Source organism: Amphritea sp. HPY (genome assembly GCF_050870985.1).
Lineage (GTDB): Bacteria > Pseudomonadota > Gammaproteobacteria > Pseudomonadales > Balneatricaceae > Amphritea.
Window position 1 is genome coordinate 5117889 of sequence record NZ_CP194015.1, and the last position, 13105, is coordinate 5130993.

General features: G+C 46.2%; 15 protein-coding genes. 11 read left to right on the forward strand and 4 right to left on the reverse strand.

The features are described 5' to 3' along the window. Positions 1-36 precede the first annotated feature (36 nt). The 7 genes from ACQUQM_RS22780 to merF all read left to right on the forward strand — a co-directional run bounded on the left by ACQUQM_RS22780 (position 37) and on the right by merF (position 6203). Positions 37-681 (forward strand): class I SAM-dependent methyltransferase, encoded by a 645-nt coding sequence (locus ACQUQM_RS22780; protein WP_432472158.1) that lies wholly within the window; start codon positions 37-39, stop codon positions 679-681. Positions 682-1207: 526 nt separating this feature from the next. Further along, positions 1208-3577 (forward strand): autotransporter domain-containing protein, encoded by a 2370-nt coding sequence (locus ACQUQM_RS22785; protein WP_432472159.1) that lies wholly within the window; start codon positions 1208-1210, stop codon positions 3575-3577. A 569-nt stretch (positions 3578-4146) separates the two neighbouring features. Continuing rightward, positions 4147-4386, forward strand: a complete 240-nt coding sequence (locus ACQUQM_RS22790) for a hypothetical protein (protein ID WP_432472160.1) — start codon at positions 4147-4149, stop codon at positions 4384-4386. Positions 4387-4879: 493 nt separating this feature from the next. Further along, the gene (locus ACQUQM_RS22795; RefSeq protein WP_432472161.1) at positions 4880-5275 is read left to right on the forward strand and encodes a MerR family transcriptional regulator; all 396 of its coding nucleotides are present in this window, start codon (positions 4880-4882) and stop codon (positions 5273-5275) included. Between the two features lie 80 nt (positions 5276-5355). Further along, the gene (gene merC, locus ACQUQM_RS22800; RefSeq protein ID WP_432472162.1) at positions 5356-5772 is read left to right on the forward strand and encodes an organomercurial transporter MerC; all 417 of its coding nucleotides are present in this window, start codon (positions 5356-5358) and stop codon (positions 5770-5772) included. Next, a complete protein-coding gene (locus tag ACQUQM_RS22805; protein ID WP_432472163.1) occupies positions 5765-5983 on the forward strand; it encodes a GDCCVxC domain-containing (seleno)protein in 219 nt (72 codons plus the stop codon). The genes merC and ACQUQM_RS22805 overlap by 8 nt, the downstream gene beginning before the upstream one ends. 19 nt (positions 5984-6002) lie before the next feature. Beyond that, a complete protein-coding gene (gene merF / locus ACQUQM_RS22810) occupies positions 6003-6203 on the forward strand; it encodes a mercury resistance system transport protein MerF (protein ID WP_432472164.1) in 201 nt (66 codons plus the stop codon). A gap of 213 nt (positions 6204-6416) precedes the next feature. Here merF and bioA read toward each other — a convergent pair whose 3' ends face one another. After that, complete coding sequence (gene bioA / locus ACQUQM_RS22815; RefSeq protein WP_432472165.1) at positions 6417-7712, reverse strand: adenosylmethionine--8-amino-7-oxononanoate transaminase; 1296 nt, start codon at positions 7710-7712, stop codon at positions 6417-6419. 385 nt (positions 7713-8097) lie between these two features. Between bioA and ACQUQM_RS22820 the strand changes: the two genes are divergently transcribed. The 4 genes from ACQUQM_RS22820 to ACQUQM_RS22835 all read left to right on the forward strand — a co-directional run bounded on the left by ACQUQM_RS22820 (position 8098) and on the right by ACQUQM_RS22835 (position 10860). Beyond that, positions 8098-8514, forward strand: a complete 417-nt coding sequence (locus ACQUQM_RS22820; RefSeq protein WP_432472166.1) for an HvfA family oxazolone/thioamide-modified RiPP metallophore — start codon at positions 8098-8100, stop codon at positions 8512-8514. Between the two features lie 67 nt (positions 8515-8581). Then, complete coding sequence (locus tag ACQUQM_RS22825; RefSeq protein WP_432472167.1) at positions 8582-9448, forward strand: HvfB family MNIO-type RiPP peptide maturase; 867 nt, start codon at positions 8582-8584, stop codon at positions 9446-9448. After that, positions 9435-10202 (forward strand): HvfC family RiPP maturation protein, encoded by a 768-nt coding sequence (locus ACQUQM_RS22830; RefSeq protein WP_432472168.1) that lies wholly within the window; start codon positions 9435-9437, stop codon positions 10200-10202. Before ACQUQM_RS22825 ends, ACQUQM_RS22830 begins: the two co-directional genes overlap by 14 nt. A 46-nt stretch (positions 10203-10248) precedes the next feature. Beyond that, positions 10249-10860 carry an HvfX family Cu-binding RiPP maturation protein gene (locus ACQUQM_RS22835; RefSeq protein ID WP_432472169.1) on the forward strand — a complete coding sequence of 204 codons (612 nt, stop codon included), beginning with the start codon at positions 10249-10251 and terminating at the stop codon, positions 10858-10860. A 119-nt stretch (positions 10861-10979) separates the two neighbouring features. Here the strand turns inward: ACQUQM_RS22835 and ACQUQM_RS22840 are convergent, their stop codons facing one another. The 3 genes from ACQUQM_RS22840 to tsaA all read right to left on the reverse strand — a co-directional run bounded on the left by ACQUQM_RS22840 (position 10980) and on the right by tsaA (position 13043). After that, on the reverse strand, positions 10980-11513 hold the full coding sequence (locus tag ACQUQM_RS22840) for a hypothetical protein (RefSeq protein ID WP_432472170.1): 534 nt from the start codon (positions 11511-11513) through the stop codon (positions 10980-10982). Between the two features lie 214 nt (positions 11514-11727). Then, on the reverse strand, positions 11728-12153 hold the full coding sequence (locus ACQUQM_RS22845; protein WP_432472171.1) for a hypothetical protein: 426 nt from the start codon (positions 12151-12153) through the stop codon (positions 11728-11730). Positions 12154-12317: 164 nt separating this feature from the next. Next, positions 12318-13043, reverse strand: a complete 726-nt coding sequence (tsaA, locus tag ACQUQM_RS22850) for a tRNA (N6-threonylcarbamoyladenosine(37)-N6)-methyltransferase TrmO (protein ID WP_432472172.1) — start codon at positions 13041-13043, stop codon at positions 12318-12320. Positions 13044-13105 lie beyond the last annotated feature (62 nt).

Genomic DNA, 13105 nt, shown 5'->3' on the forward strand with positions numbered 1-13105 from the left:
TGCACCGCAAAATAAGAGAATAGAGGAAGTGCCGGTTTGAGTCTACGCAGTTTTAACCCTTACTATCGCTGGATTTTCCCCTGGATACTGGATCGGGTGTCTAAGGTCGTAACCCCTGAAAGGGAGTTGTTATTACAGCAAGCAGAGGGACTGGTGCTCGAAGTCGGTTCAGGTACCGGTACCAGTTTTCATTGCTACCCAGAAACCATAAGCAGGCTGTATGCATTGGAGCCGGATGCAGCCGTTATGCAGAGGGCTGCGAATACTCTGGCGGATATGCCGTATGAGAAACAACGTAAAATAGAGCTGATTCGCGCCGATGCGATGGTTATTCCGCTGGCTGATAATAGCTGCGATACGGTAGTTTGTTTTCTGGTTCTGTGCTCGGTACCGGATCCGATTAAGGTACTTACAGAGATTAGCAGAGTGCTTAAGCCCGGTGGCCGTTTGCTGTTCTTTGAACATGTACTGTCTGATAGCAAGATAGTGCAGCGCTGGCAGCATCGGTTAAATCCACTGTGGCAAAGCTGCGGCGGCGGTTGTCAACTGAACCGGGAAACCGCAAAGCTGATCGAAGCAGCGGGCTTCAGACTGGCAGAGTATGACAGATATCAGCACCATTCGTTTCCGCGGCTGGTTGGGCAGCTCATATCGGGTACGGCTGTTAAGGGCAGTGGCTAGAAAAAGCTATTAAACCGTTCTTTTCGGGTGAGCCTGAATCCCTTAAGCAATTTCTCCGTAAGGCAATATTGTCACGGAAATCTCAACCTTTTCTTGTAACAGCTAACGATGTGATGATTTAGTAGCTTTAAAGTTTTTCTCTGATGTTAGCTTTCGACACATAGCGGACATCGGAAACAACAGGTTAGCAAGTAATAAAACGTCTGCGATAGTCTGGGGAATTCAGATGGTTATCATCTACATACATATTGTTTTATATAAGCCTGACGGCTACCAATTCTAAACGATAAAGTTTAAACGGATTAATAGCATAAAATGTGGTGGAAGTACGAGAAAAGTTCGCTTGAGAGAGGGTATATGATAGCTCCTGACGAACCTGTTCAGGGCTTTAGTAGCAACTACAGCAAGCCGTGATTCAGATCAACTTATCTACTTAAACATCTATATTAGTAAGCTTCGATATACCTTTCTCATAGTAGTTTACCTGTTAAACTGTAAAACTAACGAACGAAAAAGGACTTTTAAGATGAATAGATTGCGTAAGACTATCTTTAGTTTGTTGAATTTAGAAATGCCATCTATCAATCACATGTTAAGTGTATTTTTGTTCTTAACGATCTTACTATCAACAACCGCAAGCTCCGCCGTTATATCTTGTTCTGGCACTGAAACAATTAGTTCTGACTCTGCTGTTCGCTACGATGATAGCGCGGGTACCTGTACTATAAGTGATGATACTACTCCGCTGACAGGATTAGACGACATAACCTTTGTAGTTAAACCAGACCCTAATGCAACATATGATTATCCTGCGGACGATGCTACGGAAGAGGTATATTTCGGAACAGGATCGGGAAGTAATCAAACATTACATACAGGTTGTACTTTAGGGGTTTCCGTTATCTCAGCCGGAAGTACCTGTAAAAAACCTAGTTTTCACGTTAACGCTACATTTAATAACACTGTAAACCGAACAGACTCTTCAGGTAATAGTGTTGTTATGAATGTTAATGTGACAACTTCTTCTGGAGCTGGAGTAGCAAATAATTTCAGCATCAACACTGCTACTATCACCATAGATACAGCACCGAATATTATTTCAATCACTCGTCAGGCTCCCTCTACATCTCCTACTAATGCTGACATCGTTACATGGCGAGTTACTTTTGATGAAGGGGTAAAAAATGTTGATAGTACTGACTTTTCTGTTTTAGGCACAACAGCAGTAGTAAGTAGTGTAAGCACTGTTAGTTCTTCTGTTTATGATGTGACTGTTAGCGGGGGTAATCTTGCGAATCTAAATTCAACTGTTACATTGGGCTTCTCTGGGTCCCAGAATATACAAGATTTAGCATCTATTGCTCTCTTTAGCACTACACCTACAGGAAGCAACGATAATACATTTGTGATTCAGAATGACCTTGCCAGCCCTTCTGTAGATATATTGAATGCTCCTTCCAGTATTACTAATAGAGACTCTTTCAATGTCACATTTGAATTTAGTGAAGATGTAACTGGTTTTGCTGTTGGTGACATTTCTGTTGGCAACGGAGCGGCATCTAACTTTGTAGCAGATGATGGAAATTCGTATATAGCAGATATAACCCCGAATGGGGCTGGAAACGTGACTATTGATGTATCTTCTGGTGTGGCTACAGATGCTGCCTCTAATCCCAATACCGCGGCGACACAAGTGTCAGTAACCTGTGGAGCGGGCTGTGGAGAGAGTGCGACAATCGCTAAAACACAACAAGTTATTCGTAACTTTACCGCAAATAAAATTCGTCATATGACCGTTCAAGGACCGGGTATTTCTGGATTCCTAGATAGCGATGGTATGGGGGGCAGCATAAATGGTTACTTTGAAACCCCAATCGACCTCCAGCTCAATAATGTGAGCCAGAGTAATTCAGGTCAGTTTTCAACTAGTTTCCAGCAACTCTCTTCAGTTTCGCAGAATAATAACGCTGCATCACAACCCCCTATGAGCCATAACCAGTATAAGCCGCCTATAAACATCTGGATTAAAGGTCGCTGGAGTAAAATAAATGATAACCGAGGTGGCCTGGATGACGAAATAGACTTCGGAATTATATATCTGGGTACGGACTACCGTTTGTCTGAAGATTTACTAATTGGCTTTATGGGGCAATACGACTGGTTCAATCAGTCTGAAGTAAACCTTGGTTATCAGGCTGAGGGAACTGGATGGATGTTTGGTCCATACATGGTTAAACGTCTGAAAGATAAGCTAACGTTAGATTTCCGGTTAGCTTGGGGTCAGGCGGAAAATAAAGTAAACCCTATAGGCAGCTATTGGGATGAATATGATAGCGAACGCTGGCAGGTGGAAGGTAATCTAACCGGTAGCTATACATTCGATAAATGGCACGTGGCTCCAACATTGGGACTTAATTACTTCATAGAAACCCAAGAGGAGTACATTGATAGTAATGCCTTCACAATACCCGAAGATTCTGTCGAGCTAGGAACATTAACATTTGGTCCTAAAATCACATATCTTGCTGAATCCTCAGATGGAAATGTAATCAGGCCATATGTTACAGCCAAAGGGGTATGGGACTTTACGGCTCCAGATATATACGATGTCAATGGAATAGCGTCTGGTACTGAGAAGCTCAGAGCTAAAGTCGGCTTTGGTTTGAACTTAGTCATGGAGAACGGAACGAGTCTTAACGTCGGTTACACATACGATGGTATAGGGCTCGATGACTATGAAGCCCATACTTCAGAACTTTCTGCTAGCGTTTCGCTAGATGATACAGGGATGCCAGAAGGCTCGACATTGAGTACTAGTTATTCAGTAAAGAACTCCATGTTACTGACGAAGGAGAGCCTGCAGTATTCTGAAGTTAAACTGGACATTCCATTCTAGATATTTGAAGCATTATGAATAGCTAATAAGATTATTTCCTATAGGTTGCCCAGCTCAGTTAACTTTATAGCTGGGCTTGAGGATGCCACAGCTCTTATAATAGCCCTCCGTACTCTATTAAGCGCCCTCTGCGGCGCTTTTTTTAGGTCCGCTTTTGGCACAAAGCCGACTCGAAATAAGGTGCCAGTATTGTGTCAACATAGGCTTAAACTCTCTTAATTGTGACTAAATCAGTTACATATTGAATAGGCTATAGCGCCGTAAGTGATTGAATTTTCATTATTTAAAGATTTCCAACAAAAATTGAAAATCCTCGTGTCGATGGTTCGATTATTCTCCATTCCGTAGCCCTCTTCTCTCACTCACAATCAGCTTTATAACTTAATTTTCCACAGACTTTTGCAGCAATCAGCAGGGGAAGACTTACCCTTGCCCAATAGAATTTCATTGCCTACTTTTAGACTATCGGGCGGGGACGATTACTCTTGATTACAAGCCCGATAGGTAAAAGCCATCAAGACTCTTTTTACAATCAGACAAAGAATGAGAAACATCTTTAGGGAGGCACCATGAGCCAGAAATTTATCGAAGTAACTACCGATCATCCATCAACCGAGGATGTCTATAAATTGCTGTTACAGGTTGATCAGATCATTCAGATTCGGCCGGAATTCAACGTAGAGGGCAGCCTGCAACATGAACCGATAGCGGTTGTTGTTCTGACATCCGGAGAAACTATGATATTGAAAAACACTTACAAAAGCCTGATGAATCAGCTTGATGAGGTGAATATGGTGGTACGCTTATAAGCAAAACCTTTTCGAAGGTGTTACCAAATGAGCAGCAACTGTTTGAGGAAATGCTTGCAAAGCTGGAAACTGACTTATTGAATTATGCCAATCGCCAGATTATCTTGCCGGAACACGGAGAGCCTTCAAACAGATGCTAACCGAAGGCTTCCGAATCTTTCAATTCATAACTTGCCCCCCTGCTTATTCTCATAGCAAGCATAAACTGAATCGACCAGCCTTTAATAGAAACTTTATAGCTTTGCACTCTACCCCTCATAAACATTCCTCATTTAGAAACAGGGATATCTGTTGTCTAGGATTACATTGAGCTGCCTTGATTCACTCAAACAGATAGGAGGTGAATCATGTCTATCAAAGTGTAAAACGGTCAGTGGTAGATGACTGCTAACGACCCGAAGCAGACATATGGCGCTCAAATTCACTTTAGCTCCTAATCACAGTTATAGTTAGTGGCAACACCACTCCTAATTACATGTGATGTACGAAGCTAATGGCCAGATTTACAATCAGTTCCGCCGCAAGAAATGCCGGAGTAGGCGTTGAAACTATCAGGTATTATCAACGCATAGGGCTAATCCAAGAGCCTTCAAAACCTGTAACAGGCTATCGCTCATACACCAATGAAGACCTCCAGCAACTGAAATTTATTCAACGAGCAAAGCAACTCGGATTTAGCCTTGCTGAAATTAAAACGTTGCTATCTCTGGGCGATGGAAGCTGTGATAAGACTAAGCAGCTGGCTTCCAGCAAGCTTGATGATGTGAAAGGTAAGATCAAAGATCTTAAGTCCATAGCAACAACCCTTGAAAAGCTTGTTGAGTCCTGTGAAAGCAACAGGGGCAATTCGGCCTGTCCAATTATTGAAGCCATCTCACGAGACGAATAACTCTCGCTTGATTCCGTACCATAGTACGGAGTTTATACTCAACGTATCAACGGTATGCCTGATGAGGTTGAGTTATTCATATGCATCTTTCAGTATTGACCGAAAAGCAGGGGGCTTTAGGTGCTGTCGTGTCGGCTATGGGCTGCGCTTCATGCTTTCCTGTAGTGGGTTCTCTTGGATCAGCACTGGGGCTGGGGTTTCTGGCTCAGTTTGAAGGTCTATTCATAAACAAGCTGTTACCTGTATTTGCAGCCATTGCACTAGTTGCTGCCTTAGTCTCATGGTGGTCACATAAGCAGCACTTCAGAGGGGGACTCGCCAGCGCAGGCCCAATCATGGTGATGGCAACTTTATACCTCTTCTGGACAGATAATTGGAGTACCTACATGTTTTATGTAGCCTTGTTGCTCATGTTTGTCGTCGCAGTTTGGGATTTACTGTCACCACCCCATCGAGCTTGCCAGATTCCCGTAGGGGAAAGGAGTGATAATGAGTAAGATCATTTTAAAGTCGACTATCACCTGCCCGAAGTGCGGTCATTCAAAAACCGAAACGATGCCAACCGATGCCTGCCAGTGGTTTTATGAGTGCCAAGGGTGCGGCACTCTTCTTAAGCCGTTAAAGGGCGATTGCTGCGTTTACTGCTCATATGGCACGGTGCCATGCCCTCCTATACAGGAAGGTACAAGCTGCTGTTCATCGGAGTAAGCAGGTAAGGAGAATCAGAATGTCTACATCACTTCTTAAGACGGGCATAGTCGGAACGGTTATCGCGGCTATTTGCTGCTTTACACCGTTTCTGGTGGTTTTGCTCGGAGCGATAGGTTTAGCTTCACTTGTTGGCTATCTCGATTATATTCTTCTGCCCCTGCTTGGAGCCTTTATCTGCATAACGCTTTATGCTCTGATCCGGCGATACAAAAGTTAATTTTTTCGATAAGGAGGCAGGCGTTGGGTAGTGAGGAGGCTTACCACTCAACAGCTACCGATGTCCGCAAATGGCAAAAAGCAGGCACTTACCATTTAATAAGCAATAAAAAACCACTGATCTGTGAATCAATGGTTTTTCGCTTTTGATTTTTCTAGCCACTAGCAGGAAGGTTTACCTTCCGTTCTAGCTAGCCGCGAAGCGGCAGTCTAGCTATTTTTCAGCAGTATATTGCTGAATGACTTCGTACATCCCGGCTGTCAGAGTCTGCAAATCATCGTCAGACATAACATAAGGGGGCATTACGTAAACCAGTTTGCCGAAGGGGCGGATCCAGATCCCTTTTTCGACGAATAGCGGTTGGATCTCGGCGGTGACGACTGGTTGTTTCATCTCGACTACACCGATCGCGCCGAGGCAGCGAACTTCTGCTACTGAGTCCAGTTCAGCGCAGGGGGCGAGGCCTTGTTTCAATTGCTGTTCAATGCGGGCGATGTTGCTCTCCCAGTCGGATTCGCGCAGCAGTTTCAGGCTGGCGTTTGCGACTGCGCATGCCAGCGGATTACCCATGAAGGTAGGTCCGTGCATAAAGCAGCCAGCACCTCCTGCAGAGATGGTTTCGCCGACTTCGGTGGTGGTCAGGGTCGCTGCCAGCGTCATATAACCACCGGTGATCGCTTTACCCAGACACAAAATATCAGGCGTAATATCGGCATGGTCGCAGGCAAACAGTTTACCGCTGCGGCCAAAGCCGGTGGCGATCTCGTCGGCTATCAGCAGAACATCGTATTGGTCGCAGAGGCTACGGGCACGCTTCAGATATTCCGGGTGGTAGAAACGCATTCCGCCTGCACCCTGCACGATAGGTTCGAGAATTAGTGCGGCGATCTCATTGTGGTGATTAACGAATAGCTGCTCCAGCTCGGCGCAATCCTTTTCATCCCACGACTCGCCGAATTTGATCTGCGGCGCCGGGGCAAAGAACTGTTGCGGCAGCACACCGCTGAAAATCTCATGCATGCCGGTAACCGGATCGCACACTGACATCGCACCGAAGGTATCGCCATGATAACCATTACGAATCGTCAGGAGTTTATGCTTTTCAGCTTTACCTTTGGCATGCCAGTACTGGATCGCCATTTTCAGGGCTACTTCAACAGCAACAGAACCGGAGTCTGCCAGGAATACTTTCTGCAGCGGTTCGGCGCTCATCTCTACTAACTGGCGGCAAAGATCGATCGCCGGTTGATGGGTGATACCGCCAAACATTACATGGGACATTTTATCTATCTGGCCGTGGGCGGCGGCATTCAGTTCGGCATTATTATAGCCGTGGATGACTGACCACCAGGATGCCATGCCGTCGATCAATTCCCGGCCATCAGCCAGTTGCAGGCGAACACCCTGCGCTGCAACCACGGGATAGGCTGCAGGAGGATTGATCATCGAGGAATAGGGGTGCCAGATGTGTTGTTGATCGTACTGAATCTGTTCGCTGCTGATGCTCATTGTCTCGCCCGGATAAGTATAAAATCCGGGCTATTACAGCCCGCTTTTAACCATAAAGCAAATCCCATGCACTTTTTGCTGCTCACTGAATTGGTGCTTTTATTGATTATCACGAGACTGATGTATGCGGGTTTAAGCCTTTATGTAGCGTGGTCTGCGGCTAGTCTCAGGTTAGTAAATACGCTATATGTATAAGCTATTTCTAATGTAATGAAATTATAGTTTTACAGGTTTTAGTTAAATTTTATTCATCTTTTCAGTTTTATTTCAGATACCAAATTTATAGTTGATCACAAGTTTCAGAGAGGGAGCAGATTGAGGTCGGAAGGACCCGATCCCGATGAAACTTCCACAACAAGATTGATAAAAATTACTGAGGTGAACTATGAAAACTCAATTTAAAACTACGACTACGATTAAGCCGATTACTGCCGCTGTTGGTGCAGTTCTTTTAGCAAGTGTTGTTGCTATGCCTGTTGCCAATGCCGCAACTGAGAACCCATTTGCAGCTCAGGAACTGACCTCGGGGTATCAACTGGCCGACGCTACTAAAACCGCAGAAGGCAAGTGTGGCGAAGGCAAGTGCGGTGGTGATTCAGTCGAAGCGAAAGCCGATGGCGAAGGTAAGTGTGGTGAAGGCAAGTGCGGTGGTGATAAAGCGGAAGTAAGCGCTAAAGCAGATGGCGAAGGCAAGTGCGGGGAAGGCAAGTGCGGCGGTGATAAAGCCGGGGCAAGTGCCAAAGCTGATGGTGAAGGTAAGTGTGGTGAAGGTAAGTGTGGTGGCGATAAGAAGACTGGCTAAGGGTTAGTCAGAATACGGAGCCCCTCTGAGGAGGGGCCGTTACAAATAGTCTCAGAGGGAATAAACCATGACTGCCAAGATGTTTGAGATTGAAGGTGCCGGGCTGGGCTTTCGTCGCTGCATGACCAAAACGCTTGCCGATATTGATTCGTCCCGGATCGACTTTATGGAAATTGCGCCGGAAAACTGGATCGGTCTTGGAGGACGTTTTGGTAAGGCCTTTCGCGAATATAGCGAACGTTTCCCATTCGTCAGCCATGGTTTATCTCTTTCATTAGGTGGCCCGACACCGTTGGATACAGATTTTCTCTACCAACTGAAAACGTTTCATAAAGAGCACAATATCCAGGGTTACTCCGAACATCTGAGTTACTGCTCCGATGACGGCCATCTGTATGATCTGATGCCGATCCCATTTACAGCTGATGCAGTAAAGCATGTAGCGGCCCGGATTCGTCAGACTCAGGATATCCTGGAGCAGCGCATTGCGATCGAAAATGTATCTTATTATGCGGCCCCAGGCGCTGAGATGAGCGAGATCGACTTTCTGACGTCGGTACTGGATGAGGCGGATTGTGATCTGTTACTGGATGTTAACAATATCTATGTAAACAGCGTTAATCATGGTTATGACGCCGCTGAATTTCTGGCACAGATACCCGGTGACAAGATCAGTTATATCCATGTTGCCGGGCACTATAACGAAGCGGACGATCTGATTGTTGATAGTCACGGTGCGGATGTGGTTGATCCAGTGTGGGTATTGTTGCAGCAGGCATACTCGGAGTTCGGGGTTAAACCGACTTTATTGGAACGTGACTTCAATATTCCGCCGATAGATAAATTGTTGCAGGAAGTTGAGCAGATTCGCAGTTATCAGTTTGCGGCCAATACCCGGTCCATTAATGGGGAGGTGCAGTATGCGAGCGTCTGAGCAGGATTTAGCCCAGCTGCAGTATCAGTTTGCCGCCCATATCCGTAACCCGCAGCTGCATGCAAAGCCGGCAGATGTTGATGATCGTCGGATGAGTATCTACCGGGAGCTGTTCTTTAATAATATCGATGGTTTCATCAGTGGTGGTTTTCCGGTACTGAAAAGTATTACCGGTGATGCTCAGTGGCAGGCATTGGTAAGACAGTTTTTTGATCAGTACCGCTGTCAAACGCCCTATTTCCTGGAAATTGCCGGCGAGTTTCTTAGTTATATCAATGATCAGCGGGATCCTGAAGCAAGTGATTTTCCATTTATGCGTGAGCTGGCGCATTACGAGTGGGTGGAGCTGGCGCTGGATACCTCTGAACTGAGCATTGAGGATGTAATCGCGGACCCGGATGGTGATCTGCTCGACGCTTATCCTATGCAATCTCCATTGGCATGGTCTCTGGTGTATAGCTACCCGGTACATAAAATCTGTTCTGATTTTTTACCACAGAACGCTCCTGAAATGCCTACTTACCTGATCGTCTATCGCAACCGTGAAGATCGGGTGAAGTTTATGGAGATCAATCAACTGACCGCGCGGTTGCTCTATCTGCTTTCTGAAGATGAGGCTTTAACAGGACGGCAGGCTTTACAGCGTATCGCCGTTGAGATGGCTGCTCCCGATGTTGAGCCGATTATTCAGGGTGGCTTTGCGATCCTGCAACAACTAAAGGCTGCTGAGATTATTCTCGGTACGCGCCGCTGATTATAAATTGATAGTGATCGGCAAATTGCCGGTCGGGGGGAATCACATGGCTAATACACTGATAAAACATTATAACTCGTTGCACGACTTATTGGATAAGACCCGTTTTGCCGATGGTATGGCGCCGCTGTTGCTGAGGCTCTATCTGGCTCCGATCATGATGCAGGCGGGTTATAACAAGCTGTCTCATTTTGAAGATACAGCGGCCTGGTTCGGTAATGCTGAATGGGGGCTGGGTTTGCCTATGCCGGAGGTGATGGCTGCACTGGCTGCCGGTACTGAGCTGTTAGGTGGAGCCTTGTTAATCGTAGGTCTCGCTGTGCGCTGGATCTCTATTCCGTTGATGGTGACTATGATTGTTGCTGCTTTGACAGTACATATTGATAACGGTTGGTTGGCAATATCCGATAGCTCCAGCTGGTTGGCGAATGAGCGGGTGATGGAAGCGGGAGAGCGTCTGTCCCGGGCAAAGAGTATTTTACAGGAAAACAGTAATTATGGCTGGATAACCGGGCGCGGGTCGGTGGTTATCCTGAATAACGGAATCGAATTTGCTGCTACCTATTTCATCATGCTGTTCAGTCTTTTCTTTACCGGAGCGGGTCGTTTCTTCAGTGTGGATTACTGGCTGTCGCGATCATATCGTGAGCAAAGCTAGAGTGAAGGTTGTGGATTGTTAGAAAGGTGTTGTTCTCCAGCAACAAACTTTAGCAGCGCTTAGCGCTGCTTTTTTTATGTTTGCAGATGACGTATGAGCCGCTTCTTTTGATGGTTAACTTACCCCTTGTTTACGGCATATTTAACTGGCCGGTCAAAGCTGGATAAAGCTACTGGCTGGTGCTTAATTTTATTCATAGCGTTGATCTGTTGGGTAACCAGAGAGGTTTCATAGAGTGCCCGATTAACTTTGTAGTGGCCGCTGTTATACATCCATTGCAGGATATCTTTGAGATGCCAGGTGTTGCCCTTGCCGGAGTTGATTTTTGCAGGGAACTCCCTGGCTTTTGTAGAACACAAAGCAGTCAATTGGGATTCATTCAGGTTAAGTAGCTGGCATAGTTTTGATTCAGGTATCAGATCCGGAGAGATCCTTTTTATGGAGGCTTCCGGTAGAATCGAGCGGATTTCAGATATTGCGTTAAAGATTACCTGATAAGCTGATTCGCCGCAGCGTGCGAAGCACAGGCTTATCTTTTCGCCACCGACGGTGATAACAGCATCGCTGCAGCAATCATTCTCCTGGAAACGGGAACTGATATCGTTCATATAACCGGGCAGGCTTAAGTGGAGCGAAGACTTATAGCGTTCCATGCTTGGCTTCCTGTCATCATCCATAAAAGGTGAGGCAAGGATAACCTGGCAGAAAGGTAGGACAGATAATCAGAAAGTTGGGGGGACTGACTTCCTGTCATTCTTCGATACCCGGCGATCCTTGCCTCGGGGGAAGGTCTAACTTAGATTTCCGGGTTCTATATGTCAAGCTATGACAGATTGTTTTATTGTCAGATATTGAAAAACGACCTGATCAGAGGCTCTGATCAAGTAACTTTTCACTGGCCTGCGGGGTGTCTGAATCAGGCTGCTGTTGCTGTATTTTTCGCACCAGATCATCGAGCAAAAATTGACAAACTTTACCGGTGGTCAGCGCTTCACTAATGAAACGACGCAGATCCATAGGTTCAGAGGGGCTGATCGCCTGTTGTTGTTCCAGGCATTGAAGGTAGTTTTCGGCTTCCTGGCCCAGCTCTTCGGCTTGCAGATTAAGCGAGTCGAACATCTGTTGTAACAGCGTCGGATCGAAGCGATCCAGGAATTGCTGAAGCTCTTCAATACTGATCTGCGGTGGCTGGGTATCATCCGGTTCGGGCTGGTCGGCAGTGGCCTGTAGCGGTAGTGAACAGCCCAGGCAAAGTAGTGTAGCTATAAGTGTTTTTACAAATGTATATGGCATAGAAAATAGCTCTTTATAAATTGTCTGCCAGTGTAATGGTAGTCACCCGAATATGATCTGAACAGACCTGCCAGCGAACATTCAGGTCGTGCAGTCGCGCGCCGTATTACCGGTTGCTATTTTAACTCTTATGATAGACGGTCGGGCTTCATTCAGTCACCTCTTTATGCATCGTCTGAGAGAGTGATCGTAGTCACATAAATATGGTCTGAGCAGACCTGCCAGCGAATATTCAGGTCGTGCAGTCTCACGCCATACTCCCGGTCACTGATCTTTCCTTTATGGTAGGCGGGACGGGGATCGCACTGCAGCACTTCATCAATTTGCAGGTCAAGGGGCAGAGCTAAGCGTTGCATATGTTGCTGTAGTGACTGCTGCGCCTGTGTACTGTACTGCAGGGGAAGCTCCAAACGCTCGATGCCTGTTGCCAGCTCAAATTCGGCTTCTGGCAGAATATCAGCGTAGGGCAGGTAGGGTTTTATATCGATAATCGGGGTCTGGTCCAGCAGGTCGGCACCGCTGACATCGAGCAATACTTTGCCATTATCAAATCGGATAGCCTCTAGTTTTACCGGTGATAAACCTACCGGGTTAGGTCGGAACGGTGAGCGGGACGCGAATACTCCAAGTCGGTCATTACCGCCTAAACGTGGTGGCCTGACCGTCGGCGACCAGCCTTTATCAACGCAAGCGCTGAATATGAAGAGCAACCATATATGGCTGCATTGTTCTAATCCGCGTACGGCTTCGCGGTTATCATAGGGGGCTGATAATTCAATGGTGGCGGTCATAGAACTGGCCAGACCGGGCTGACGCGGGATACCGAATTTTTCTTTAAAGCCGCTGTGGATAATACCGATCGGCTGGATCGTTAACGCGTCACTACTCATAGTCTGACTTAATCTTATGGCTTGATTTTCTGATGTGGAATATCAGGTATCTATTAAAAACC

Bases quoted from the DNA above. Each gene is read 5' to 3' on its own strand.
- ACQUQM_RS22785 (WP_432472159.1), top strand. From the start codon at position 1,208: ATGAATAGATTGCGTAAGACTATCTTTAGTTTGTTGAATTTAGAAATG.
- ACQUQM_RS22790 (WP_432472160.1), top strand. From the start codon at position 4,147: ATGAGCCAGAAATTTATCGAAGTAACTACCGATCATCCATCAACCGAG.
- ACQUQM_RS22795 (WP_432472161.1), top strand. From the start codon at position 4,880: ATGGCCAGATTTACAATCAGTTCCGCCGCAAGAAATGCCGGAGTAGGC.
- merC (WP_432472162.1), top strand. From the start codon at position 5,356: ATGCATCTTTCAGTATTGACCGAAAAGCAGGGGGCTTTAGGTGCTGTC.
- ACQUQM_RS22805 (WP_432472163.1), top strand. From the start codon at position 5,765: ATGAGTAAGATCATTTTAAAGTCGACTATCACCTGCCCGAAGTGCGGT.
- merF (WP_432472164.1), top strand. From the start codon at position 6,003: ATGTCTACATCACTTCTTAAGACGGGCATAGTCGGAACGGTTATCGCG.
- bioA (WP_432472165.1), bottom strand. From the start codon at position 7,712: ATGAGCATCAGCAGCGAACAGATTCAGTACGATCAACAACACATCTGG.
- ACQUQM_RS22820 (WP_432472166.1), top strand. From the start codon at position 8,098: ATGAAAACTCAATTTAAAACTACGACTACGATTAAGCCGATTACTGCC.
- ACQUQM_RS22825 (WP_432472167.1), top strand. From the start codon at position 8,582: ATGACTGCCAAGATGTTTGAGATTGAAGGTGCCGGGCTGGGCTTTCGT.
- ACQUQM_RS22830 (WP_432472168.1), top strand. From the start codon at position 9,435: ATGCGAGCGTCTGAGCAGGATTTAGCCCAGCTGCAGTATCAGTTTGCC.
- ACQUQM_RS22835 (WP_432472169.1), top strand. From the start codon at position 10,249: ATGGCTAATACACTGATAAAACATTATAACTCGTTGCACGACTTATTG.
- ACQUQM_RS22840 (WP_432472170.1), bottom strand. From the start codon at position 11,513: ATGGAACGCTATAAGTCTTCGCTCCACTTAAGCCTGCCCGGTTATATG.
- ACQUQM_RS22845 (WP_432472171.1), bottom strand. From the start codon at position 12,153: ATGCCATATACATTTGTAAAAACACTTATAGCTACACTACTTTGCCTG.
- tsaA (WP_432472172.1), bottom strand. From the start codon at position 13,043: ATGAGTAGTGACGCGTTAACGATCCAGCCGATCGGTATTATCCACAGC.